At 62.4% G+C, this 23,945-nt stretch carries 16 protein-coding genes, 1 pseudogene and 1 riboswitch; of the genes and pseudogenes, 12 read left to right on the top strand and 5 right to left on the bottom strand.

Annotation, left to right across the window (positions count from 1 at the left end; translation table 11 throughout):
* The first annotated feature begins 258 nt into the window (after positions 1-258).
* From WMO64_RS05885 to WMO64_RS05865, 5 genes are all read left to right on the top strand, one after another.
* A complete protein-coding gene (locus tag WMO64_RS05885; protein WP_435412053.1) occupies positions 259-2,004 on the top strand; it encodes an ABC transporter ATP-binding protein/permease in 1,746 nt (581 codons plus the stop codon).
* A complete protein-coding gene (locus WMO64_RS05880) occupies positions 2,001-3,671 on the top strand; it encodes an amino acid ABC transporter ATP-binding/permease protein (RefSeq protein ID WP_349231343.1) in 1,671 nt (556 codons plus the stop codon). The genes WMO64_RS05885 and WMO64_RS05880 overlap by 4 nt, the downstream gene beginning before the upstream one ends.
* Positions 3,671-4,015, top strand: a complete 345-nt coding sequence (locus WMO64_RS05875) for a nitrous oxide-stimulated promoter family protein (protein WP_349231342.1) — start codon at positions 3,671-3,673, stop codon at positions 4,013-4,015. Before WMO64_RS05880 ends, WMO64_RS05875 begins: the two co-directional genes overlap by 1 nt.
* The gene (locus tag WMO64_RS05870; protein ID WP_349231341.1) at positions 4,012-4,437 is read left to right on the top strand and encodes a YbaN family protein; all 426 of its coding nucleotides are present in this window, start codon (positions 4,012-4,014) and stop codon (positions 4,435-4,437) included. Before WMO64_RS05875 ends, WMO64_RS05870 begins: the two co-directional genes overlap by 4 nt.
* 187 nt (positions 4,438-4,624) lie before the next feature.
* Positions 4,625-5,818: an FprA family A-type flavoprotein gene (locus WMO64_RS05865; RefSeq protein ID WP_349231340.1), complete on the top strand. Its 1,194-nt coding sequence runs from the start codon at positions 4,625-4,627 to the stop codon at positions 5,816-5,818.
* 117 nt (positions 5,819-5,935) lie between these two features.
* Here the strand turns inward: WMO64_RS05865 and WMO64_RS05860 are convergent, their stop codons facing one another.
* Positions 5,936-7,057 (bottom strand): ABC transporter ATP-binding protein, encoded by a 1,122-nt coding sequence (locus WMO64_RS05860; protein ID WP_294517560.1) that lies wholly within the window; start codon positions 7,055-7,057, stop codon positions 5,936-5,938.
* A 380-nt stretch (positions 7,058-7,437) separates the two neighbouring features.
* A riboswitch (ZMP/ZTP riboswitch) is annotated at positions 7,438-7,515 on the top strand.
* A gap of 70 nt (positions 7,516-7,585) precedes the next feature.
* Here WMO64_RS05860 and WMO64_RS05855 point away from each other — a divergent pair.
* The 3 genes and pseudogenes from WMO64_RS05855 (at position 7,586) to WMO64_RS05845 (ending at position 9,676) form a co-directional block, all read left to right on the top strand.
* A complete protein-coding gene (locus tag WMO64_RS05855; RefSeq protein WP_349231339.1) occupies positions 7,586-9,250 on the top strand; it encodes a formate--tetrahydrofolate ligase in 1,665 nt (554 codons plus the stop codon).
* A 123-nt stretch (positions 9,251-9,373) separates the two neighbouring features.
* Positions 9,374-9,463, top strand: a pseudogene (locus WMO64_RS05850) (formate--tetrahydrofolate ligase); the annotation flags it as partial.
* A 90-nt stretch (positions 9,464-9,553) separates the two neighbouring features.
* Entirely contained in the window at positions 9,554-9,676 is a 123-nt protein-coding gene (locus tag WMO64_RS05845) for a formate--tetrahydrofolate ligase (protein WP_435412052.1), read from the top strand.
* Between the two features lie 64 nt (positions 9,677-9,740).
* Here WMO64_RS05845 and udp read toward each other — a convergent pair whose 3' ends face one another.
* Positions 9,741-10,514, bottom strand: coding sequence for a uridine phosphorylase (gene udp / locus WMO64_RS05840; protein WP_294517554.1), 774 nt, complete (start codon positions 10,512-10,514; stop codon positions 9,741-9,743).
* A 275-nt stretch (positions 10,515-10,789) separates the two neighbouring features.
* On the opposite strand from udp, the gene trkA reads away from it, so the two are divergent.
* Genes trkA through WMO64_RS05825 form a run of 3 tightly spaced genes read left to right on the top strand, consistent with a single transcriptional unit; the run spans position 10,790 to position 14,277 of the window.
* A complete protein-coding gene (gene trkA / locus WMO64_RS05835; RefSeq protein ID WP_349231337.1) occupies positions 10,790-12,190 on the top strand; it encodes a Trk system potassium transporter TrkA in 1,401 nt (466 codons plus the stop codon).
* Entirely contained in the window at positions 12,187-13,632 is a 1,446-nt protein-coding gene (locus WMO64_RS05830) for a TrkH family potassium uptake protein (RefSeq protein ID WP_294517550.1), read from the top strand. Before trkA ends, WMO64_RS05830 begins: the two co-directional genes overlap by 4 nt.
* Before the next feature lie 39 nt (positions 13,633-13,671).
* On the top strand, positions 13,672-14,277 hold the full coding sequence (locus WMO64_RS05825; RefSeq protein WP_349231336.1) for a TetR/AcrR family transcriptional regulator: 606 nt from the start codon (positions 13,672-13,674) through the stop codon (positions 14,275-14,277).
* 72 nt (positions 14,278-14,349) lie between these two features.
* Here WMO64_RS05825 and WMO64_RS05820 read toward each other — a convergent pair whose 3' ends face one another.
* Positions 14,350-15,591 carry an FMN-binding protein gene (locus WMO64_RS05820; protein ID WP_349231335.1) on the bottom strand — a complete coding sequence of 414 codons (1,242 nt, stop codon included), beginning with the start codon at positions 15,589-15,591 and terminating at the stop codon, positions 14,350-14,352.
* Positions 15,592-16,117: 526 nt separating this feature from the next.
* On the opposite strand from WMO64_RS05820, the gene WMO64_RS05815 reads away from it, so the two are divergent.
* Entirely contained in the window at positions 16,118-18,259 is a 2,142-nt protein-coding gene (locus WMO64_RS05815) for a sodium-translocating pyrophosphatase (RefSeq protein ID WP_349231334.1), read from the top strand.
* Between the two features lie 58 nt (positions 18,260-18,317).
* Here the strand turns inward: WMO64_RS05815 and WMO64_RS05810 are convergent, their stop codons facing one another.
* Both WMO64_RS05810 and WMO64_RS05805 read right to left on the bottom strand, forming a co-directional pair.
* On the bottom strand, positions 18,318-21,239 hold the full coding sequence (locus tag WMO64_RS05810) for a beta-glucosidase (protein ID WP_349231333.1): 2,922 nt from the start codon (positions 21,237-21,239) through the stop codon (positions 18,318-18,320).
* Positions 21,240-21,393: 154 nt separating this feature from the next.
* On the bottom strand, positions 21,394-23,907 hold the full coding sequence (locus WMO64_RS05805) for a glycoside hydrolase family 3 N-terminal domain-containing protein (RefSeq protein WP_349231332.1): 2,514 nt from the start codon (positions 23,905-23,907) through the stop codon (positions 21,394-21,396).
* Between the last annotated feature and the right edge of the window lie 38 nt (positions 23,908-23,945).

Genomic DNA, 23,945 nt, shown 5'->3' with positions numbered 1-23,945 from the left:
CCCGCCCGCCGGTATCACGCCGGCGGGCATTTTTTATCTTTTCTTTTGATCCAATGTTAAAACATAGTTTCTTTCCAAATTGACATTTATGACAAAAATGGTTCTCCCTCAATTTTCTGATTGACAAAACCGGTTAGCTTGTGTAAACTTCCATATGTTAGATAAAGCTAACCGATTATTTTCAGGAAGCACACCGCTTCTTTTCTTTTTGCCCGTGAGTTAGCTTACGCTAATATTCGAAAGGAGACTCCCTCTGCCATGATGATCAACGGACGGCTCATCGGGATTGTACCCGAGAGCAAGCGGTATATCGCGGGAAACGTGGCCTTCCAGTGGCTGGGTATGGCCAGCAACGCGGCCATGATCTTTTCCTTCGCCTGGGTGCTTCAGTGCCTGCTCAGCGATAGCCTGCCCTCCTGGGGCCTGCCAGCTGCCACAGGTGTGGTGGTGCTGACCGCAGTGGTGCGGTGGCTGTGCGCCGTGGGGGCGGGCCGGATGAGCTTCCGGGCCTCCAAGGCGGTGAAGCAGGCGCTCCGCCGCAGGATCTACGAAAAGCTTCTGCGTCTGGGCCCGGCCTACAGCCAGAAGTGTTCCACCGCCGAGGCGGTGCAGCTGTCCACCGAGGGCGTGGAGCAGCTGGAGACCTACTTCGGCGGCTACCTGCCCCAGTTCTTTTACAGCATGCTGGCCCCCGTCACCCTGTTCCTGCTGCTCGCCCCGGTGAGCCTGAAGGCGGCTGCGGCCCTGCTGGTGTGTGTGCCCCTCATCCCCATGGCCATCGCCGCGGTGCAGACCATTGCCAAGCGGCTGCTGGGCAAATACTGGGGCCAGTACGCCGCCCTGGGGGACACCTTCCTGGAGAACCTCCAGGGCCTGACCACCCTGAAGATCTACCAGGCCGACCAGGCCCGCCACGAGGAGATGAACAAGGAGGCCGAGTCCTTCCGCCGCATCACCATGAAGGTGCTCACCATGCAGCTCAACTCCATCACCATCATGGACCTGGTGGCCTACGGCGGCGCGGCCCTGGGCATCGCCCTGGCCGTGGTGGAGCTGTGGACCCGCAAGGTGGGCTTTGCCGGGTGCTTTGCCATCCTGCTGCTCTCCGCCGAGTTCTTCCTGCCCATGCGGCAGCTGGGTTCCTTCTTCCACGTGGCCATGAACGGCATGGCCGCCAGCGACCGGATCTTCGCCCTGCTGGACCTGCCGGAGGAGACCTCCGGCACGGTGGAGGATGCCCCAAAGGGCGGCCTACGCTGCCGTGGGCTCCGCTTCTCCTATGAGGCGGACCGCGAGGTGCTCCACGGGCTGGATATGGAGTTCCCGCCCAACAGCTGCACCGCCATTGTGGGCGAGAGCGGCTGCGGCAAGAGCACTGTGGCCGCCATCCTCTCCGGTCGCCTGCACGGGTACGCCGGCGAGGTGACCCTGGGCGGCGCGAATTTGAACACCCTGTCCAGCGAGGCCCTCACCAAGGCGGTGACCTACGTGGGCTTTAACAGCTGGATTTTCCGGGGCACCGTCCGGGAGAACCTGCGGATGGCCAGGCCCGACGCCAGCGACAGCGACCTGTGGACCGCCCTGGAGCGGGCCAATCTGGCCGGCTTCCTCCGCAGCGAGGGCGGCCTGGACCTGGCCCTGGAGAGCCAGGGCGCCAACCTGTCCGGCGGACAGCGGCAGCGGCTGGCCCTGGCCCGGGCCCTGCTCCACGACAGCCCGGTGTACATCTTTGACGAGGCCACCTCCAACATCGACCCGGACAGCGAGAACGACATCATGGAGCAGATCAGGCTCCTGAGCCGGGAGAAGACGGTGGTACTTATCACCCACCGGCTGGCCAACGTCACCGCCGCCCACCGCATCTACGTCATGGACGGCGGACGGCTGGCGGGCGTGGGCACCCACGCCGCCCTGCTCTCCCAGGGCGGACACTACAAGGACCTGTGGGAGAGCCAGCAGGCGTTGGAGAACATCGGAATATACGAAGAGGAGGAAGCGGTATGACCCCGAAAAACACAAACCGGAGCGGCCTGGGCATTATGGCCCGGCTGATTGTACTGGTGGGGCCGCTGCTGCCCTTTATGGTGCTGGCCGTGGCCCTGGGCGTGGCCGGGTTCCTGTGCGCCACCGCCATCACCGTGCTGGGCGGCTGGGCCATGCTGGATGTGCTGGGGCTGGAGGCCCCCATGTCCTTCATCCTGCTGTTCCACTTCCTGGTGCTGGCTGCCGTGCTGCGGGGCTTCCTGCGGTACGGCGAGCAGGCCTGCAACCACTTCATCGCCTTCAAGCTGCTGGCCCTGGTGCGGGACAAGGTCTTCGGCGCCCTGCGCCGCCTGTGCCCCGCCAAGCTGGAGGGCAGGGACCGGGGCGACCTGATCGCCCTCATCACCTCGGACATCGAGCTGCTGGAGGTCTTTTACGCCCACACCATCTCCCCCGCCGCCATCGCCCTCATCATGTCGGTGCTCATGGCGGTGTTCATCGGCTCCTTCCACCCCCTGCTGGGTGTGGTGGCCGCCATGGCCTATGTGACTGTCGGGCTGGTGCTTCCCTTCCTCATCTCTCGGAGCACCAGGGACGCGGGGAGGCAGTTCCGGGCCGGTGCGGGGGCACTCAGCGGCTTTGTGCTGGACAGCCTGCGGGGTCTGCGTGAAATCCTCCAGTACCGCCGGGGCACGCAGCGCCTGGAGGAGCTGGACCAGCGGACCGCTGCCCTCTCGGACACCGAGCAGAAGCTGAAGGACGCCGCCGCCCACGGCATGGCTCTGACCAACACGGTGATCCTCTTTTTCGACCTGGCCATGCTCCTGACTGCCGCCCTGCTGTTCCAGGCCGGGCTGGTGGGTTTTGACGGGGTGCTCATCCCCCTGGTGGCCCTCATGAGCTCCTTCGGCCCGGTGGTGGCCCTGGCCAACCTGGGCAGCACCCTCCAGAACACCCTGGCGGCCGGCGGCCGGGTGCTGGACCTGCTGGACGAGGCCCCCCTGGTGGAGGAGGTGGAAGGCAAGACCCCTGTGTCCTTCTCCGGCGGCAGCTGTGAGCAAATTTCCTTCTCCTATGGTGATGAGACCATCCTCTCCGACCTGAGTCTTGACGTGAAGAAGGGGGAGATTCTGGGCATCATCGGCCCCAGCGGCAGCGGAAAATCCACCCTGCTGCGGCTGCTCATGCGGTTCCGGGACGTGAACCGGGGTTCTGTGAAGCTGTCCAATACCGATGTGAAGGATATCAACACCGCCGATCTGCGGCGGATGGAGGCCCTGGTGACCCAGGACACCCACCTGTTCCACGACAGCATCGCCAACAACCTGCGCATCGCCAAACCGGACGCCACCCGGGAGGAGCTGGAGGACGCCTGCCGCAAGGCGTCGGTCCACGACTTCATCCTCTCTCTGCCCAAGGGATACGACACCCCGGTGGGTGAGCTGGGAGACACCCTGTCCGGCGGCGAGCGGCAGCGGCTGGGTCTGGCCCGTGCCTTTCTCCACGGCGCGCCCCTGCTGCTGCTGGACGAGCCCACCAGCAACCTGGACAGCCTGAACGAGGCGGTGATCCTCAAGGCTCTGAAAGAGGAGCAGGGAAACCGGACCGTGGTGCTGGTGTCCCACCGGGCGTCCACCATGGGCATCGCCCACCGGGTGTGCCGGGTGGCCAACGGGAGGCTGAGCTGATGGGCGTTGACATTGAGGCCAAGCGGCAGCGGGAAAAGGCCATGGTAAACGAGATGATCGCCCTCTACTGCCGGAAGAAGCACGGCACGCGAAGCGGCCTTTGTCCCGACTGCGCCGCTCTGGCGGCCTACGCCCAGCAGCGGAGCGACCGCTGCCCCTTTATGGAGACCAAGACCTTCTGCTCCAACTGCAAAGTCCACTGCTACAGGTCGGAGATGCGGGAGAAGATCCGGGACGTAATGCGCTTTTCCGGGCCCCGGATGCTCTTGGTCCACCCCGTGGCCGCCATCCGACACGCGATGGAGGCCAGACGGGAAAAACGACGACTGGAGGAACTGGCGTGAAAAAGGTTCTGTACATCATTCTGGGCTGTATCGGCCTGGGCCTGGGCGCCCTGGGGGCGGCCCTGCCCCTGCTGCCCGCATTTCCCTTTCTGATGCTCTCCGCCTTCTGCTTTGCCCGCAGCTCGGAGAAGCTCCACAACTGGTTCACCTCCACCAGGCTCTACAAGAACAATCTGGAGAGTTTTGTCCGGGGCAAGGGCATGACCCGGTCCACCAAGCTGCGGATCATGGCGGTGGTCACCCTGACCATGGCCTTCGGCTTTGCCATGATGGGCCGGGTGCCGGTGGGCCGGATCATCCTGGCCATCGTGTGGGTGTGCCACATCCTGTACTTCATCTTCGGCATCCCCACCATCCCCGCCGTCCAGGCCGTGGAGGACCGGGACGAGGACCTGTGGCAGGACGAGGACGCCGCCGCGTAACGGGACGTTTTGTCCCTGACAGCCCGGCATTGGGAAATTCGGTTGAGAATCCTTCCCATTTTTCCTACTGTTTTATATGGTTTTCCGATTGACTTCTTTTGTGGTCCTCCTTATACTTTTTATGAGATAAAATTGGGCGGCCCGAAGATTGCTGCACGCCGCCCCAGATAAAAAAGGAGCGATTGCTATGGGTACCATTCAGCTGGCCGAGCACCTCTACTCTGTGGGTGTGCTGAATCCCGGCCTGCGCATTTTCGACATCATCATGCCCGCCCCCTACGGCACCAGCTACAACGCCTATCTGCTCACCGGCGAGAAGAACGTGCTGGTGGAGACCGTCCACGCCGACTACTGGGACGAGTACCGCTCCAACATCGAGCAGGTGCTCCCTCTGGAGAAGATCGACTATCTGGTCATGAACCACAACGAGCCCGACCACTCGGGCAGCGTAGCCAAGCTGCTGGCGGCCTGCCCCAACCTGACCATTCTGTGCACTGCCGCCGGCAAGAAGCACCTGGCGGACATCACCAACAACGCCGCCCTGCCCTGCCGGGTGGTGAAGCAGGGCGACAGCGTGGACCTGGGCGGCGGCCGCACCCTGGAGTTCATGCCCTCGGCCATGCTCCACTGGGCCGACTCCATGTTCAGCTGGTGCCCCCAGGACAAGGTACTCTTTACCTGCGACTTCCTGGGCGCCCACTACTGCGAGCCCACTATGCTGGACCGCAACATCCACGACCAGAAGGCCTATCTGGATATGGTGGCCCACTACTACAACTGCATCTTCGGGCCCTTCAAGCCCCACGTGCTGGCCGGCCTGGACAAGATCGAGCCTCTCAACCCCGCCATCGTCTGCCCCAGCCACGGCCCCTGCCTGACCGACCGCATCGGCGAGATCGAAGGCCTCTACCGCCAGTGGAGCACCCCTGCCGCCAAGTCTGAGAAGATGGCCGCCGTGCTCTACTGCTCCGCCTACGGCTGCACCGCCACGCTGGCCAACACCGCCGCCGCCGCCCTCCGGGAGGCCGGCCTGCGGGTGGAGCTGCGGGATGTGAGCACCACGCCTCTGAGCGAGAGCGCCGCCCTGGCCAATGAGTGCGACCTGCTGGCCGTGGGCGCGCCCACCATCAACCGGGACGCTCCCAAGCCCATCTGGGACGTGCTCACCTCCATCGACGCCATCAACTGCGCCAAGAAGCCCGCCTTTGTGTTCGGCTCCTACGGCTGGAGCGGCGAGGGCCCCGAGATGCTGCGCACCCGTCTGGCCCAGCTGCGCTTCAGCGTGCCCGACACCGCCTTCCGCTGCACCTTCACCCCCTCCCAGGCCGACCTGGACGCCGTGACCGCCCTGGCCAAGGAGGCCGCCGCCAAGCTGGGCTGAGCCTTCTTCCCTTCAGAACAAAAACAACGACCGGAACTGCCGCGGCGGTTCCGGTCGTTCTTTTCCTCAGAGCAGAAAACGCCGCCGGCAAATGCCGGCGGCGTTTGAATCGTGTGATTAACCCAGCAGGTTCTTCTCGGTGGAGGGGTCGAAGAGGTGCACCAGCGCCTCGGGGAAGGTGAAGTCCACCTCGGTGCCGAAGGGGATACCGGCCCGGTGCTGGGCGGGCAGGTCGGTGGAGGGGATGCGGAGCACGACCTCCTTCTCGCCGGCCACCACGTGCAGGTGGACCTCGCTGCCCATCATCTCGGACACGTCCACATGGGCGGTGACGGTGCCCTCACCGGCGGAGGGCTTCAGGATCAGGTGCTCGGGACGGCAGCCCAGGATCACGTCCATGGAGCCCAGGCCCTTGGCGGCCAGCCCCTCCTGGATGTTCTTGGCCAGGTTGACCCGGGTGCCGGCATAGTCCACATAGTAGCCGTTGCCGTCCTTGATCAGCTTGGCGTCAAAGAAGTTCATCTGAGGCGTGCCGATGAAGCCGGCCACGAACACGTTGGCGGGGTGATCGAAGACCTGCTGAGGCGTGCCGATCTGCTGGATGTAACCGTCCTTCATGATGACGATACGGTCGCCCAGGGTCATAGCCTCGGTCTGGTCGTGGGTAACATAGATGAAGGTGGTGTCGATGCGCTGGCGGAGTTTGATGATCTCGGCGCGCATCTGGTTGCGCAGCTTGGCGTCCAGGTTGGACAGAGGCTCGTCCATCAGGAACACCTGGGGCTCACGGACGATGGCGCGGCCGATGGCCACACGCTGGCGCTGGCCGCCGGACAGAGCCTTGGGCTTACGCTCCAGGTACTGGGTGATGTCCAGGATCTCAGCGGCCTCACGGACGCGGCGGTCGATCTCGTCCTTGGGCATCTTGCGCAGCTTGAGGGCGAAGGCCATATTTTCGTACACGGTCATGTGGGGATAGAGCGCGTAGTTCTGGAAGACCATGGCGATATCGCGGTCCTTGGGCTCCACGTCGTTGACGCGGCGGTCGCCGATGTACAGATCGCCCTCGGAGATATCCTCCAGACCGGCGATCATACGCAGGGTGGTGGACTTGCCGCAGCCGGAGGGGCCGACCAGGACGATGAATTCCTTGTCCGCGATCTCCAGGTTGAAGTCGTGGACTGCCACCACGTTCTTGTCGTAGATCTTCTTCACGTTCTTCAGGCTCAAAGTTGCCATGTACACAGGCCGTGACTGCAATGCCTCCGCAAATACAGCCTTGCATTCGGGGGGCGAAACCCCGCATGCTTTACGACAGGTCTCCACACTGCCGCACCGCCGGCCCGGCGGATTTTGGTCTCCTCCTTTTTTACGGGGAGACGGGCCTATATTAAATTAAATATTTAAAATTGGAGTAGCCCCGCCTCGCCTGATTAAATATGCAGGCCTCATTCCGGCCTGATCGTAGATAGTTTAGCACAAAAATTTCTGACAGGCAATCTCGATAAAACGGCCAAATTTTTTGGCTTGTTTTTGGGCATAATACCATTTCTGTCCTTTTTGTCTCCGCCTGAAAGCCACCTTCCCTTGACAGCGGCCCGGTTCTCTGGTATCCTGACAGTGCGCTATATGACTGACGGAAGTGGGTTGACCACATGGAGTATAGCGGACATGAGCCGACCGTCTGGGCACGCTGCGCTTTCGCGCGGTGTGCCCTTTTTGCATCCCCAAAACAGGAAAACCGACTTTAAGGAGGCGCGGTTACAGATGAAAACCGATATTGAGATCGCCCAGGCGTGCACCATGCTGCCCATCACCCAGGTGGCGGAGGAGCTGGGCGTCAGCCAGGAGATCCTGGAGCCCTACGGCCGCTACAAGGCCAAGCTGGACCCGGCGGCCCTCAGCGCCCTGCCCCGGAAGGGGCGGCTGATCCTGGTCACCGCCATCAACCCCACCCCCGCCGGCGAGGGCAAGACCACCACCAGCGTGGGTCTGGCCGACGCGCTCCACCGGCTGGGCAAGAAGGCCGTGCTGGCCCTGCGGGAGCCCTCCCTGGGCCCGGTGTTCGGCATCAAGGGCGGCGCTGCCGGCGGCGGCTATGCCCAGGTGGTGCCCATGGAGGACATCAACCTCCACTTCACCGGCGATTTCCACGCCATCGGCGCGGCCAACAACCTGCTCTCCGCCATGCTGGACAACCACATCCAGCAGGGCAACGCCCTGGACATCGACGTGCGCAAGATCACCTGGAAGCGCTGTGTGGACATGAACGACCGCCAGCTGCGCAACATCGTCTGCGGTCTGGGCGGCAAGGTCAACGGCGTGCCCCGTGAGGACGGGTTCGACATCACCGTGGCCAGCGAGGTCATGGCGGTGCTCTGCCTGGCCACCGGCCTGAAGGACCTGAAGGGGCGGCTGGGCCGCATGGTGGTGGCCTACACCCGGGACGACAGGCCCGTCACCGCCCACGACCTGAAGGCGGACGGCGCCATGACCGCCCTGCTGAAGGACGCCATCAAGCCCAACCTGGTCCAGACCCTGGAGCACACCCCCGCCCTCATCCACGGCGGTCCCTTTGCCAACATCGCCCACGGCTGTAACTCCATCACCGCCACCGACGCCGCCCTCCGGCTGGGCGACTACACGGTGACCGAGGCCGGCTTCGGCGCCGACCTGGGCGCTGAGAAGTTCCTGGACATCAAGTGCCGCTACGGCGGCCTGACCCCCTCCGCCGTGGTGGTGGTGGCCACGGTCCGGGCCCTGAAGCACCACGGCGGCGCGGCCAAGAACGAGCTGGGCACTGAGAACCTGTCCGCCCTGGAAAAGGGCCTGCCCAACCTGCTCCAGCACGTTGAGAACATCACCCAGGTGTACGGCCTGCCCTGCGTGGTGGCCATCAACCGCTTCCCCACCGACACTGAGGCCGAGCTGGCCCTGGTGGAGGAGAAGTGCAAGGCTCTGGGCGTCAACGTGGCCCTCAGCGAGGTGTGGGCCAAGGGCGGCGAAGGCGGCGAGGCGCTGGCCAGGGAGGTCATGCGCCTGTGCGAGACCCCCGCCGACTTCCGCTTCTGCTACGACACGGACAGCTCCATCGAGGAGAAGCTGGACGCCATCGCCCGCAAGATCTACCGGGCCGACGGCGTGGACCTGACCTCCAACGCCCGCAAGCAGCTCAAGCAGCTCACCAGTCTTGGCTACGACAAGCTGCCCATCTGCATGGCCAAGACTCAGTACTCCTTCTCTGACGACGCCGCCCTGCTGGGCGCGCCCCGCGGCTTCCGCATCACTGTGCGCAACCTGAAGGTGGCCGCCGGCGCCGGCTTCCTGGTGGCCCTCACCGGGGACATCATGACCATGCCTGGGCTGCCCAAGGTCCCCGCCGCCGAGAACATCGACGTGGACGAGAACGGAAAGATCACCGGCCTGTTCTGAGCAGGCATGGTCATGCCGCCGCAAGTGCGGCGTACAAGTGTTTTGCCTCCGGCAAAACCTTGCCGCAGGGCGGATTCACTCCGCCCGAGGATGTTCACTCCGGGGTCCCCGCCGGGCGTAAGCACGGTGGGGTCCATGCCCGGGCTGCCCAAGGTCCCTGCCGCTGAGAACATCGACGTGGACGAGAACGGAAAGATCACCGGCCTGTTCTGAGCAGGCATGGTCATGCCGCCGCAAGTGCGGCGTACAAGCGTTTTGCCTCCGGCAAAACCTTGCCGCAGGGCGGATTCACTCCGCCCGAGGATGTTCAGTCCGGGGTCCCCGCCGGGCGTAAGCACGGTGGGGTCCATGCCCGGGCTGCCCAAGGTCCCTGCCGCCGAGAACATCGACGTAGACGAGAACGGAAAGATCACCGGCCTGTTCTGAGCCATATCCACATTATATAAAGAGAGCCGTCCGCTGTATGCGGACGGCTCTCTTTTGCTCAGTTTCAGCCCTTTCTGGCCCGGTCGGCCTGAATGAGGCGCTTGATGGCCTCCACGCCCACCCGGACGGCGGAGGACACGTCGTGGCTCTCGTCCTGGGGCAGGCCGGCGGCGTCCCGCTCCTGGTTCCAGATGACGTGGAAGGCGGAGCCGCACCGCACCCCCAGGGCGGAGGCGCAGCAGAACAGGGCCGCGGACTCCATCTCGGAGGCCAGGACGCCCAGCCGCTTCCATGCCTCCCACTTGGCCTGGAGCTCATAGGACACGGGCATACGGCCGGGGTCGTGCTGGCCGTAGAAGGAGTCCTTGCACTGGACCACACCGGCGTGCCACACGTGGCCCAGGTCCCTGGCGGAGTCCACCAGCGCGGTGAGCACCTCATAGTCGGCCACGGCGGGGAACTCGATGGGGGCATACTCCCGGCTGGCGCCCTCGTGGCGGATGGCGCCGGTGGCGATGACCACGTCGCCGGCCTTCACGTCCAGCTTGATGCCTCCGCAGGTGCCCACCCGGACAAAGGTGTCGGCGCCGATCTTGGTCAGCTCCTCCATGGCGATGACGGCGGAGGGGCCGCCGATGCCGGTGGAGCAGACCGAAACCTTCTCCCCCAGCAGGGTCCCGGTATAGGTGGTGTACTCCCGGTTGGACTGGATCTTCACCGGGTTGTCGAAATAGGAGGCAATGATCTCGCAGCGGCCCGGATCGCCGGGCAGCAGCACATACCGGCCCACGTCCCCGGCCTTGCACTGGATGTGGAACTGCAGTTCATGTTCGTGCATATTGCTCACCTCATAATATTATTTCTGTCTTTTTTTATTCATTATAGCTGCTCTTCCTCCCTCTCTGCAACCCCAGTTGTCTATTTTCCCGCCCGGCCTGCTCCGCTCTTTTTCGTGTCTGTCAGGTAAATTTCCCCTTTTTTCAACCAAAATGCCTGCTCGCCCTTTACGGCTGGCCTGAATTGCGCTAATATGATGGTAGTTACCCGCCGTTTACGCGGCGTGTGTCCTGTGCCATGTTATACAACATGTAAAGTAAATAGGAGAGAGTGTGTGTGAAGATTCTCATTGTAGGCGACGGAAAGGTGGGCTTCACCCTGGCGGAACACCTGTCCCGTGAGGACCACGACGTCACCATCATCGACACCCGGGACGATGCCCTGAAGCGGGCCTCCGACGCGCTGGATGTCATGTGCGTCAAGGGCAACGGCGCTTCCATTGCCACCCTGCGGGAGGCGGGCGCGGAAAGCGCCGACATCCTCATCGCCGCCACCAACCTGGACGAGATCAACATGATCTGCTGCCTCACCGCCAAGCGCCTGGGCACCAAGTACACCATCGCCCGGGTGCGCAACGTGGAGTACGCCGTGGAGCTGCCCACGCTGAAGAAGGTGGTGGGCATCGACATGGTCATCAACCCGGAGAACGCCACCGCCGTGGAGATCGCCCGGCTGCTCCGGTTCCCCTCCGCGGCCAACCTGGAGACCTTCTACCGGGGCCGGGTGGAACTCATCGGCTTCCGGGTCCAGGCGGACGACTTCATCTGCGGCCACCCCCTGTCCGAGCTCAGCCGCCAGGTCAAGGCCCTGCCCATCCTGTTCTGCGCCGCGGAGCGGGGCGACCAGAGCATCATCCCCGACGGCTCCTACGTCCCCACCGCAGGCGACAAGCTCTACCTCATCGGCCAGCCCGCCGGCATGACCCAGTTCTTCAAGCTGCTGGGCCGGTACGCACCCAAGATCAAGGATGTGTTTGTGGTGGGCGGCGGGCGTATCTCCCACTACCTCACCACCCTGATGGAGGGCATGGGCCTCCACGTCAAGGTGGTGGAGCGGAACATGGACCGCTGCCGGGAGCTGAGCGAGCTGCTCCCCCACACCATGATCATCTGCGGCGACGGTACGGACCAGGAGCTGCTGGAGTCGGAAAATGTGGCCTCCGCCGACGCCTTTGTGGCCCTCACCGACCGGGACGAGGACAACCTGATCATCTCCCTCTACGCCATGCAGCGGGGCATCTCCAAGGTGGTGGCCAAGTCCAACCGCCAGAACTACGCCGGCATCGCCCGGGCCGTGGGCCTGGACAGCGTCATCTCCCCCAAGCTCATCACCGCCAACCAGATCCTCCAGGTGGTGCGGGGTATGGAGAACTCCAAGGGCAGCGTGATGACCGCCCTGTACCGCATCGCCGAGGGCAAGGTGGAGGCCATGGAGTTTGTGGTCAACCAGACCACCCGCCACCTGAGCACCCCTCTGAAGGACCTGCGGCTGAAAAAGGGCATCCTCATCGCGGTCATCATCCATCAGGGCCGCATCATCATCCCTGAGGGCTCCACCCGTATGGAGCAGGGGGACACGGTCATCATCGTGTCCCGGGACGAGGGCATTCTGGACGTCAACGACATCTTCGACGAATCTCTGCTGGATGCCGGCGTCATAGGGGGAACGGGGCTGTGAATTTCAAGCTGGTCTTCCGCATCACCGGCAGGACCCTCCTGGTGGAGGCCTGCTGCATGCTGCTGCCCCTGCTGGTATCCCTGATCTATAGGGAGTCCCCCCTGCCCTTCCTTTTCACCATCGCCATTCTGCTGGCGGTGGGCGGTATTTTATCCGCCCTCCCCGCCTCCAACCACTTCTTCCCCCGGGAGGGCTTTTTCGCCGTGGGCCTGATCTGGGTGCTCATCTCCGCCTTCGGCGCCCTGCCCTTCTGGTTCTCGGGGTACTTCCCCAGCTATGTGGACTGCCTGTTTGAGGCGGCCTCCGGCTTTACCACCACCGGCGCGTCCATCCTCCCGGTGGTGGAGAATCTGCCCAGGGGCATCCTGTTCTGGCGCTCCTTTACCCACTGGCTGGGCGGCATGGGCGTGCTCATCCTCACCATCGCCCTGATGCCCTCCCTGGGCAGCCGCACCCTCCACCTGATGAAGGCGGAGAGCCCCGGCCCCGTGGTGAGCAAGCTGGTACCCAAGACCAGCCAGTCCTCCAAGATCCTCTACGGCATCTACTGCGGCCTGACCGCCATCCAGATCCTCTGCCTCCGCCTCACCGGTATGGCGTGGTACGACTGCATTGTCAACGCCTTCGCCGTGGCCGGTACGGGCGGCTTCTCGGTGCGCAACACCTCCATCGGCGCCTATGGCAACCCCGCCGCTGAGGTCGTCATCACCATTTTCATGCTGCTCTTCTCCATCAACTTCACGCTCTACTTCCTCATCCTGTGCGGAAAGATCCGCCAGGCCCTCCACAGCGATGAGTTCCGGTTCTTCCTGGGCGTGGTGGCAGTGAGCATCCTGCTGATCACGGGCAACCTGTGGTTCACCCAGGGGTATTTCACCTCCCTGGGGGATACGGTGCGGGCCGCCGCCTTCCAGGTGTCCTCCATCATCTCCACCACCGGCTTCTCCAGTGTGGACTTTAACCTGTGGCCGGAGTTCTCCCGCTTCCTGATGGTCATTCTCATGTTCATCGGCGCCTGCGCCGGCTCCACCGGCGGCGCGCTGAAGTGTTCCCGGGTGCTGGTGCTCTTCAAGTGCATCCGCCGCGAGATCAACCAGGTCATCCACCCCCGCTCCGTCAACGTGGTCAAGCTGGACGGCAAGGTGGTGCCCGAGGACACCCTGCGCTCTATCCTGCTGTTCTTTGCCGCGTACATGCTGATTGTCCTGACCGCCGGGCTGGTGGTTGCCCTGGACAATTTCTCCTTCGGCACCACCTTTACCGCTGTGGTCTCCTGCATCGGCAACGTGGGCCCCGGCCTGGAGACTGTGGGGCCCATGGGCAACTACTCCGCCTTCTCCGCCCTGTCCAAACTGGTGCTCACCCTGTGCATGATCATCGGCCGGCTGGAGCTGCTCCCCATCCTGGTTCTGTTCAGCAAGAGCGCCTGGAGCCGGTCCTGAGCGCTCCATCCCAGCAGATCGATCTCCGGAGGTAACGCCATGAAAACCACCAAGGAGCTGATCCGGAAGACCGCCCGGGAGCTCTTCAACGCGCGGGGATACCGGGCCGTATCCATGCGCAACATCGCCGACGCCCTGGACATCAGCGTGGGCAACCTGACCTACCACTACCCCCAGAAGGAGCTGCTCATGGAGGCCATTATGGACGACGAGCTGGACACCCTGCCCGCCGCCCCCGTCCCGGGGCTGCCCGGCCTGAACCGGCTGCTGGAGCGGATGCTGGAGTCCTTCCTGGAGACGCCCTTCTACTTCAACGACCCGGCGCTGTACAGCTCTGTCCCCTCTCTTCAGTCGCGGCATGTCGCCAATGTGATGGAGCTGTTCAACATCCTGCGGGACGCCATTGGGAGCTGCACCGGGCTGGGCCTGTTCGTGCCCGAGCTGTCCGGCCCCCTGCTGGATCAGATAACCTGCCTGCTCATGCTCAGCCACACCGGCTGGGCCCAGCACAACGCCACCTGGCCCTCATCGCATGGTATCTCCGTATCGGAGATGCTGGCGGCCCAGTGGGCCGTCCTGATGCCCTATCTCACCCCTGCCGGCAGGGCGGAATACGCCACCCTGGGACGTATTCCGGCGGAATGAGCCCTGTATTACGGACAAAAAAGCCTGGGGCAGTTCACAGTTGTGAACTGCCCCAGGCTTTTTTTATGCTGCTTAGTTCTCTTCCACGTAGTCGCCGTTCTGGATGCGCTCGTAGAGGGTCTTGAGCATGTCCAGGTAGGTGGGGGTCTCGGACAGGGTGGCGCCGGAGACCGCGTCGGGGGTCTGCCAGTAGCCCTCGTCGTTCTGGGTCATGCCGCCGTCGGCATAGTAGTCGTAGTCAAAGCCGTTCTCCAGCACAAAGTCCTTGATGGCCTGCATGTTGCCGGGGAAGGTGATGGGGCTGGGCCAGAAGTCGGTGCCGTGGCCGTTGGTCTCCTTGGCGGTAATCTGGTAGGTCATGGCCACGTTCTCATCGTCGGCGCTGGTGACGCTCTGGGCGCTCTTGAGGATGTAGGCAGGCTGGGCGGAGGCGTCCACGTACCACTTGCCGCCCTCCTCGGTGGCCACATAGTCGTTCATCTTCACGGTCTGGCCGTCGATGTCGGCGGAGTAGACCACAGCAACCTCACAGGCGGGGTCGCTGCCCAGCTCTCCGGTCCACACCACGTCGCCGATCTGGATGTACTTGGCAAAGTTACAAGTGGTGTCGCCGGAGGTGAAGGTGACCAGACCGTCCTCACCCAGGGCGGAGATCACCGCCTCGTCGGTCATGTTGCCCCAGCCGGCAGCGGCGCCGTTGTCGTCCCAGGGGAGCATGGGCTCATAGAACTGCACGGCATAGGCCTGGTTGTTGTCCAGGTCCCAGTAGAGGGTGGCCTTAATGACGCAGTCCTGGGCAGAGGTCACGTCCTTGGTGTAGATGCCGTAGGTGGTGGCGCTGACGATCTTGCGGTCGCTGGGGATCTCCACAGGCTCGGCGCCGGTGGGATAGGAGGCCGTCTCCCCGCCCTCGTCGCCGCTCTCGGCCTCAAAGGGATTGGCCTCCGGGTCCAGGGCGTTGAGCACGGCGGCGCGGCAGCCGTCGCTGGTGTAGGTGGCGCCGGACACGCCGTCGATCTCGGCGCCGTTGGCCGCCACCACCTGCTCCGCCAGCGTCTCCAGGGCGGCGCCGCCCACATCGGGGGTCTCGTCGGGACCGTCAAAGCTGGCGGCGGTGATGACGCCGTTCTCCACGGTCAGGGTGGCGGTGATGACGCCGCCGAAGCCCTGGCCCTTGCCGGTCAGGGTCTCGCTCTGGGCGGCGGAGCTGCTGGCGGAGGGCTGGGTGCTCTCCTCGGTCGCAGGCGTGCTGCAGGCCGCAGTGCTCAGCAGCAGCGCGGCGGCGGCACAGGCAGAAATCCATTTCTTATTCATAATAGAATGCCCCTTTCATTCATCTAGTACTATCGTACTAATTTGTGGCAATCATATCACGCCAATCTGGTTTCTGCAAGGGCTCTTTTCCCTGGAAATTTTCTAAAATTTCAATTTTTCAGCACTTTATCATTGAAAACATGTAATTTTCTTTTTTTCCGCCCTGCTTTTTGTCAAAATTTTATCTAAGTTGTGAGATTCCACAGTTTTTTACCCATTTTTGACCACTCCTTTTTATTTTTTACGCAAACGATCTGTCTCCCGCTCTGTCATTTTTCCTGTTTTATAAGCCCCCGGTTCTGTTTGGGCAAAATCATCATAATTTTTATCATGCATCCTTATAAATTTATTGATTTTATCGAAAGCGCACTGACCGCCCTCTGTTTTTGTAAAGAACTCCTTGCAAAATGAGATGATTATGGTAATATTAAGGTGCCATCAGCAAAGGGAAGGCTGAGCCTAACGGTGTTTTCTCTCGCTTAAGTAAAATATTATTTTTTCTTCAGTCTTCCTATTATGTAAAGGAGTGGGAAATTTGGACGTACAGAATCTCTTCTGGCTGGGCCTGCTGGGCGCTGCCATAGCGCTGCTCTTCGCCGTCTTTCAGGCTCGGAAGGTGCTCCGCTTCTCCGAGGGCACCGATCTGATGAAGAAGATCGCCGCCTCCATCCGCAAGGGCGCCAACGCCTACCTGAAGCGGCAGTACACCACCGTGGCCAAGATCTTCATCGTGGTGTTTGTCATCCTGCTGGTCCTGCGCTGGTTCAACCTGCTGGACAACTGGTTCATCCCCTTTGCCTTCCTCACCGGCGGCATCTACTCCGCCCTGGCCGGCTTCATCGGCATGAAGATCGCCACCAGCTCCAATGCCCGCACCGCCAACGCCGCCCACGAGAGCCTGAACCGTGGCCTGAACGTGGCCTTCTCCTCCGGCGCGGTCATGGGCTTCACCGTGGTGGGCCTGGGCCTGTTTGATATCTCCGTCTGGTTCCACATCCTGAAGTATATCGCCCACTTTGAGGCCGCTCAGATCGCCTCCACCATGGTCATGTTCGGCATGGGCGCCTCCTTTATGGCCCTGTTCGCCCGTGTGGGCGGCGGCATCTTCACCAAGGCCGCCGACGTGGGCGCCGACCTGGTGGGCAAGGTTGAGGCCGGCATCCCTGAGGACGACCCCCGCAACCCCGCCACCATCGCCGACAACGTGGGCGACAATGTGGGCGATGTGGCCGGCATGGGCGCCGACCTGTACGAGTCCTACGTGGGCTCCATCCTGGCCACCTTTGCCCTGGGTGCCGCCGCCTATGCCGGCGGCAACCTGACCTGGAACGCCATGCTGCTGCCCCTGCTGGTGGCCGTTGTGGGCGTGGTGTGTTCGGTCATCGGCTCCTTCCTGGTCCGCACCAAGGAGAACGCCGACCAGCGCTCCCTGCTGGCCACCCTCCGCAAGGGTACCTATACCGCCGCCATCCTGGCCGCCGTGGTGGCCGCCCCCCTCACCTACTGGCTCATGGGCTCCTGGGGCCCCTACATCGCCATTCTGGCGGGCCTGGTGGGCGGCTGCGCCATCGGCTACTTCACCGAGTACTACACCTCCGACACCTATAAGCCCACTCAGAACCTGGCCGACTCCACCGAGACCGGCGCCGCCACCACCATCATCGGCGGCATCTCCCTGGGCATGAAGTCCACCGCCGCCCCCATCATCATCATCTCCATCGCCGTCATCGTGGCCTTCCTGGCCGCCGGCGGCACCCTGGCCACTAACAGCCCCGACTACGCCGCCCTGTTCAGCAAGGGCCTGTACGGCATCGGCATCGCCGCCGTGGGCATGCTGTCCACCCTGGGCATCACCCTGGCCACCGACGCCTACGGCCCTGTGGCCGACAACGCCGGCGGCATCGCCGAGATGAGCGGCCTGGGCGCTGAGGTCCGCACCCGCACCGACGCCCTGGACTCCCTGGGCAACACCACCGCCGCCACCGGCAAGGGCTTTGCCATCGGCTCCGCCGCCCTCACCGCCCTGGCCCTGCTGGTCAGCTATGTGGATGTGGTCAACGTAAAGCTGTCCACCATGGGCAATGGCCGGGTGCTGGACCTTTCCCTCACCAACCCCGCCGTGCTGGTGGGCATCTTCATCGGCGCCATGCTGACCTTCGTGTTCGCCGCCCTCACCATGAGCGGCGTGCAGCGGGCCGCCCAGTCCATCGTGGTGGAGGTCCGCCGCCAGTTCAGAGAGATCGCCGGCATCATGGAGGGTAAGGCCGACCCGGACTATGCCTCCTGCGTGGACCTGTGCACCCGGGGCGCTCTGCATGAGATGGTGGCCCCCTCCCTTCTGGCCATCGTGGTGCCCGTTGTCACCGGTCTGATCCTGGGCGCTGAGGCCGTTGTGGGCCTGCTGGGCGGCATCACCGTCACCGGTTTCGTGGTGGCCGTGTTCATGTCCAACGCCGGCGGCGCCTGGGACAACGCCAAGAAGTACATCGAGGGCGGCACCCACGGCGGCAAGGGCTCTGACTGCCACAAGGCCGCCGTCATCGGCGACACCGTGGGCGACCCCTTCAAGGACACTTCCGGCCCCTCCCTCAACATCCTCATCAAGCTCTGCTCCACCGTGTCCATCGTGTTCTCCGGCCTGATCGTCAAGTTCTCCATCTTCGGATAACCCACCCATATAAAAAGAGCGCCTGCTGTGCAGGCGCTCTTTTTTTGCGTTTTTCTGTTCAGCTCTTGTTCTTCTTCACCCGGATGATGACCCAGGCGACGCCTGCCACCAGCAGCACGGCCACCACCACGTCGGCAATCATCAGCCCGGTCTCCCAGGGTGCGGCGGTGTAGGAGATGATGGTGCCGGGTACGATGCCGTTCATGGCATTGGAGTGTACCACGGTATAGAGAATGTCGTGGCAGGACTCGCGGAGGTTGTTCAGCGCCGTGGGGCTGGAGGTGTCCTCCAACCCCTTCATGGCGTCGGTGGACAGAATCAGGTCGGTGCCTGCGGCAATGGCCTGGTCGGGATACATGTACTCATACAGGTCGAAGTCGGTGATAGCCAGGCCCTCAAAGCCCCACTCGTCCCGGAGTACGGTCTGCATCAGGGCCTCCGAGCCGCCGGCCCAGGTGGCGCCCAGCCGGTTGTAGGAGCTCATCACCGCCGTACAGCCCGCCATCTCCTGCTGGGACATGGTGCCAAGCTCGTCGGAGATATAGTTCACGGTCTGGGCCGCATTCTTCACGGTGTACTCAAAGGGCTTGAGGTAGATCTCCCGCATGGCCTGCTCGTTGACCCAGGAGCTGACGCCGTTGTTGACCCGGTTGGTCTCCTGGTCGTTGACGGCAAAGTGCTTGATGGTGCAGTAGACGCCCTTGCTGCCGGCGCCTGACACGGTGGCCGCCCCCATCACACCGGAGAGGAATGGGTCCTCGGAGTAGTACTCGAAGTTGCGGCCGCCGAAGGGGCTGCGGTGGATATTCATGGCCGGGGCGTACCAGCCGGTGACACCGTTGTCAATGGCCTCGTTGCCCACCATCACGCCCATCCGGTAGGCCAGGTCGGCGTTCCAGGTGGAGGCGATGACCACCTCGGAGGGGTAGGAGGTGCAGCTGAGAGAGGTCATGTAGGAGTTGATGCCGGCAGGGCCGTCGTAGTCCTCCGTGGCAGGCTTGCCGATGGAGGACATCTCCACGGTGGCGTACATGCCGTTGAGCACCAGCTTGACCATGTCCTTCTCCTCCATCTGGTCCAGCAGCAGGTCCCAGGAGGGGTCGTCGTAGGGCAGGCCCCGCAGGTCGATGAGGGACAGGCCGTTGTCCGCGCCGGTGGTGGGCTTCTCCGCCTCCGGGTCCTGGTGGTCGGCGGCCTTATAGGCCTGGTAGCCCTCGATGACCGCGTCGCTGGCCGTCAGGTCCGCGCCGGTGGGCGCGGTGGGGAAGGTGTCGGCGAAGTCGGAGCGGCTCATGTTCAGGGCACAGCCCTCGGTGGGGGTGTCGGTGAACATGGCGGACACATCGTCAAACTGGTTGGTGACGGCGGCGTGGTCGGAGGCCCGGTGGTCGTCGCCGCTGAACACGGTGCGGGAGGACAGGGTGTAGGAGATGGGCTCACAGCCCTCTTTAACATTGTGGGAATCGGTCTGGAGGGTGATGAGATACTCGCCCTCATCCAGCACATAGGCCTTCTCGGTCTTGTAGTCGTAGGAGGCCATGTCCTCCACGGCCAGGGTCAGGGTGACGGTCTCGCTTTCGCCAGGCTGGAGCAGGCCGGTCTTGGCAAAGGCCCCCAGCACCACGCTGGACTTCTCAATGCCCCGGTCGGCATAGTAGGGGGCGGAGTAGTAGAGCTCCACCACGTCCTTGCCCGCCAGGTCGCCGGTATTGGTGACGGTCACGTCCACGGTGATGTTGCCGTCCACGCCGCCCAGCTCCTGGTTGGTGACGGTCCAGTCGAAGGTGGTGTAGCTCAGGCCGTAGCCGAAGGGGTAGACAACGGCCTGGTCGTAGTCGATGAAGCCCTCCACGGCGGCGGTCTCGTAGTACCGGTAGCCCACGTAGATGCCCTCTTCGTACTGGACGAAGGTGCCCACGCCGCTGGCGTTGGAGGCGCTGATATTCTCGTACTGGTAGTGGCCGAAGTTGACGAAAGTGGGGTCCTGGGTGAAGTCGGCGGGGTAGATGTCCGCGGTCCGGCCGGAGGGGTTCACTGTGCCGGAGAGCACCTCGCCCACGGCGTTGAAGCCGGTCTGCCCGGGGGAACCAACCCACAGAATGGCGTCCACATTCTCATCGTCCTCCAGAATGCCCAGCTCCATGGAGGTGGAAGCGTTGATGAGGACGATGACCTTGTCAAAGTGCTCCTCCGCCAGGGCCAGCATGTCCTTCTCGTCCTGGTTGAGCTCCAGCTGGTGCTGGCCGTTCGTATAGTTGTCGTCCCAGCCCTCCATGTCCTGGGTCAGGTCGCCGCCCTCGCCGCCGCCCCGGCCGATGACCACAATGGCGGCGTCGCCGTAGGCCGAGAAGCTGGAGACCGCGTCGGCGGTGTAGTTCTCCACCGGCATCTCGCCGATGTAGTAGGAGGAATCCTCCGGCTTGTCCATGGCGATGACGCCCTTGGGGTGATCGTAGACCCGACTGGCGCCCAGAGCGGTGGTCTCCTCCTTATAGGCGGCGTAGCCGCTGAGGATGGAGTAGACCGTGTCGTTGATCTCATACCCGGCCTGCTCCAGACCGGTGCGCAGATCCACCACAGTGCTCAGATCCACGGAGCCGGAGCCGGAGCCGCCGTACACCGGGTCAGCGGCGTCACGGCCCAGCAGGGTCACCTTGGCGGGGGTGGCCAGGGGCAGGGCGCCGTTGTTCTTCAGCAGCACGATGCCCTCGCTCTCTATCTCCTCCACCAGGGCGTCGGCCGCCGCCTGCATGTCCTCAGTGGACTGGTAGTCCAGGGTGTAATACTCGCTCTCCCAGTCCTCGGAGCCCTCGGTCTTGGTGATGATGATATCGCCGCCGCCCAGATACAGGTCCACATAGCCCTTGAAGATACTGGTCAGGATATTCACCGCTACCGCCAGCACCAGGGCCAGGACCACGGTCCAGATGGCGGTGAATTTTTTGTTGCTCATTTTCTTTTTTACGCGTTTTTCTTGCATAAATTGTGCTTTCCTCCTTTTTGTGAAAGCCTTTAGGGCATAAAAAGAGCAGAGGGAGGCGGCGGAACCGCTCCCCTCTGCTCTTATTTCTGCAAGTCCGGTTCAGGCGGGGCAGCCGTTCAAAGAAAATCTTTGAACTTTTTGGGTAAGGATATTACCCCTCAGCCGACACAGGCTGAGTCTCGGGCTCAGTCAACGGCGGCACACAGTACTTCTCGGTACGCTCGTCCTGAATGATGCCGGACCAGTTCATACCGAAGCCGAAGTCATAGGTGTTGCCGGCGGCATCCACATGGCACTCCATGTCCCGGGGCACGTCCTCCAGCTGGGCCTCAACTGTCTCCATGTTGGCGGGCATCTGCATGGGCAGCAGTGCAGTGGGCTCCACCTTACCGGTGACGATATCCAGGAAATACTCGTTGTCAATGGCAAAGCCCATCAGGATTGCGTCCACTTTATCCTCAAACTCAGAGAATATCATGGGATTCTGAGCATTAATTGCCACAATGACAGGTGCATCAGCAGGCATATTCTCAGCGGCATATAGAATGGCATCCAGATCGGAGGCATTATTGATTTGAGCGCTCTCACCGTAGTAGGAACGGTTCTCCTTAACCAGCGAAGTGACCACGCCGTAGGTGGTATCCACCTTCTGCTCAATCATGTCGCCCGCAATAGATTCCGTGCGGACGCTGGCGGAGTTAGCGGTATAGGGGCCGTACTGGAGGGAGCGCGGGACGTACTTTCCGGTCTCATTGTCATAGCCTCTGGTGGTATTTTCGGGACTGTTGACCATAACCAGCGCATAGTCACAGGCCGCCAACTCACTGGTAGAAGCGCGGACAATATCCTCCTCAGTATAGGTGGGGTTGCCGTTTTTATCCGCCGGGCCGGAGGGATCTTTTACAGTATCAGTGACAACAGTAAAGTAACGATCGGCCACACTCTGCTCCACGGGCAAGCTCCAAGCACCGGAGCTGTACTGGAGAGGAATGTACACAGTGGGGAGTTCTTCGCTCTCAGAAGCCTTGATGACATTATTCTTATTCTTCAGCATCACGATAGACTTGAGCTGGCTCTCACGGGCCGCCTCGGCTGCCTCCTCACTATTGGATATTTCCCGGGATTCGGCTACATCCAGATAGGGGTAGTCAAACAGATTGGCGTGGAACTCCAGCTTCAGGATTCTGCGGGCAGATTCGCGGAAACGGGCGTCTGCAGCTTCCTCCCCCATCTCTTCCACACCCAGCTGATATGCGTCCAGAATAGGGTCAATTGCATTCACTCCGCCAAACTGGTCTATACCGGCCTTGATAGCCTTGTACGCCCGCTCACCCTTAGTCAGATCTTCGACACCCCAGGGCTTGGCCTTGACAAACGCGGTGGGATCATTCAAGTCAAAGAGGACACCCCAGTCAGTGCAGATAACGCCATCGAAACCATAAGAACGCAGCAGCTGAACCTTGTACTCGCTGAAAGCGCTGCCCACCAGCTCACCCAGAGACCCATCATCACTCCAGGCGATGGAGTAGGAGGTCATGACTGCGCCGGTCTCACCAGTCAGGCTGTCCAGATTCATTCCGCCGTCAATAAAAGGAATCAGAGCGGTCTCAAAGCCATTTCCGGGATAGACGGCATACTTTCCACAATCGTCATGGGATTCACGGCCGGATTCACCGGAACCGTCGCCCGGGAAATGTTTGATCATGGTAACGACACTGTCATTGCCCCAGCCGAGGTCATTTCCGTCCTCATCATAGGTAGACTGGAGGCCGCTGATAGCTGCTTTACTCATATCGCGGGACAGGGCGGGGTCTTCGCCGAAGGTACCGTCGCCACTGGCGATCCGACGCCAACGGGGATCGGCAGTCAGGTCGACCTGGGGCCCAAGCAGCGTGGTAACCGCCTGAGCGCTGTACTGACGGCCCTGCATCTGATATATGGACTGGACATAATCAGGATCAAAAGTGGCGGCCAGAGTCAAAGGGCCGGCCCAGCCGGACAGGGAGATGCTGTTGGAGCTAACGTTTACCGGGATACCATAGTCCAGGCTCTCCGCGTACGCCTGCACATTGTTGTTCCAAGTGGCTTGGATACCGACATCGTAGCCAGCGGAAGCGAAGTTCTGCATATTGCGGATATGCTGCTCCTCCATCATAGCTTTAAAGCTGTTCCCATTGGTGTCAAACGCATCGCTACCGTCCTGCGCAAAACTGTACATGGAGGAGAAAAACATCAGGCCCTGAACCATTTCCATGGGGATTTCGCTTGTCAGAGCCTCTGCCCGCGCGTCGTCATCTTGCCGCCAGTCCTCATAGGCGTCCAGCTGGCCGTTCTTATTCAGGTCCTTGAAGGCATAGCCGTCCACCTGAATCAGGCTGACACCCGAGTCGGGGGAGTAGCCCAGGGTCTCTCCATCGGTATTGGTGACCTTCATCCAGCCGTCGTCGGTCTTCTCCTCAGACCACTTCACCTCGCCGGAGCCCAGTTCCTCAGGAGTGACGGGGTACTCCAAGCCAGTGGTCTGGCTGGCTTCGGGAGCTCCACTGCCGCTGGGGGCCGGGCTACCGTTTCCGGTGGGTGTATCCTGGGTGCAGCCGCTCACCGCGCCCAGCAGCATGGTGCCCGCAAGAAGGACAGCCGCCGCTTTCTTCGCGTACTCTTTCATTCTTGTTCTCCTTTCCAATCAGTCAAATTCCATCTCTC

Origin of the sequence: Pseudoflavonifractor intestinihominis, assembly GCF_040096055.1 — a bacterium.
GTDB classification, from domain to species: domain Bacteria; phylum Bacillota; class Clostridia; order Oscillospirales; family Oscillospiraceae; genus Pseudoflavonifractor; species Pseudoflavonifractor intestinihominis.
This window is presented reverse-complemented; position numbering and strand designations above follow the sequence as displayed.

What these genes read in the sequence shown, in the direction of transcription:
- WMO64_RS05885 (WP_435412053.1), top strand. Translation starts at nt 259, where the DNA reads ATGATGATCAACGGACGGCTCATCGGGATTGTACCCGAGAGCAAGCGG.
- WMO64_RS05880 (WP_349231343.1), top strand. Translation starts at nt 2,001, where the DNA reads ATGACCCCGAAAAACACAAACCGGAGCGGCCTGGGCATTATGGCCCGG.
- WMO64_RS05875 (WP_349231342.1), top strand. Translation starts at nt 3,671, where the DNA reads ATGGGCGTTGACATTGAGGCCAAGCGGCAGCGGGAAAAGGCCATGGTA.
- WMO64_RS05865 (WP_349231340.1), top strand. Translation starts at nt 4,625, where the DNA reads ATGGGTACCATTCAGCTGGCCGAGCACCTCTACTCTGTGGGTGTGCTG.
- WMO64_RS05860 (WP_294517560.1), bottom strand. Translation starts at nt 7,057, where the DNA reads ATGGCAACTTTGAGCCTGAAGAACGTGAAGAAGATCTACGACAAGAAC.
- WMO64_RS05855 (WP_349231339.1), top strand. Translation starts at nt 7,586, where the DNA reads ATGAAAACCGATATTGAGATCGCCCAGGCGTGCACCATGCTGCCCATC.
- WMO64_RS05845 (WP_435412052.1), top strand. Translation starts at nt 9,554, where the DNA reads ATGTTCAGTCCGGGGTCCCCGCCGGGCGTAAGCACGGTGGGGTCCATG.
- udp (WP_294517554.1), bottom strand. Translation starts at nt 10,514, where the DNA reads ATGCACGAACATGAACTGCAGTTCCACATCCAGTGCAAGGCCGGGGAC.
- WMO64_RS05825 (WP_349231336.1), top strand. Translation starts at nt 13,672, where the DNA reads ATGAAAACCACCAAGGAGCTGATCCGGAAGACCGCCCGGGAGCTCTTC.
- WMO64_RS05820 (WP_349231335.1), bottom strand. Translation starts at nt 15,591, where the DNA reads ATGAATAAGAAATGGATTTCTGCCTGTGCCGCCGCCGCGCTGCTGCTG.
- WMO64_RS05810 (WP_349231333.1), bottom strand. Translation starts at nt 21,239, where the DNA reads ATGCAAGAAAAACGCGTAAAAAAGAAAATGAGCAACAAAAAATTCACC.
- WMO64_RS05805 (WP_349231332.1), bottom strand. Translation starts at nt 23,907, where the DNA reads ATGAAAGAGTACGCGAAGAAAGCGGCGGCTGTCCTTCTTGCGGGCACC.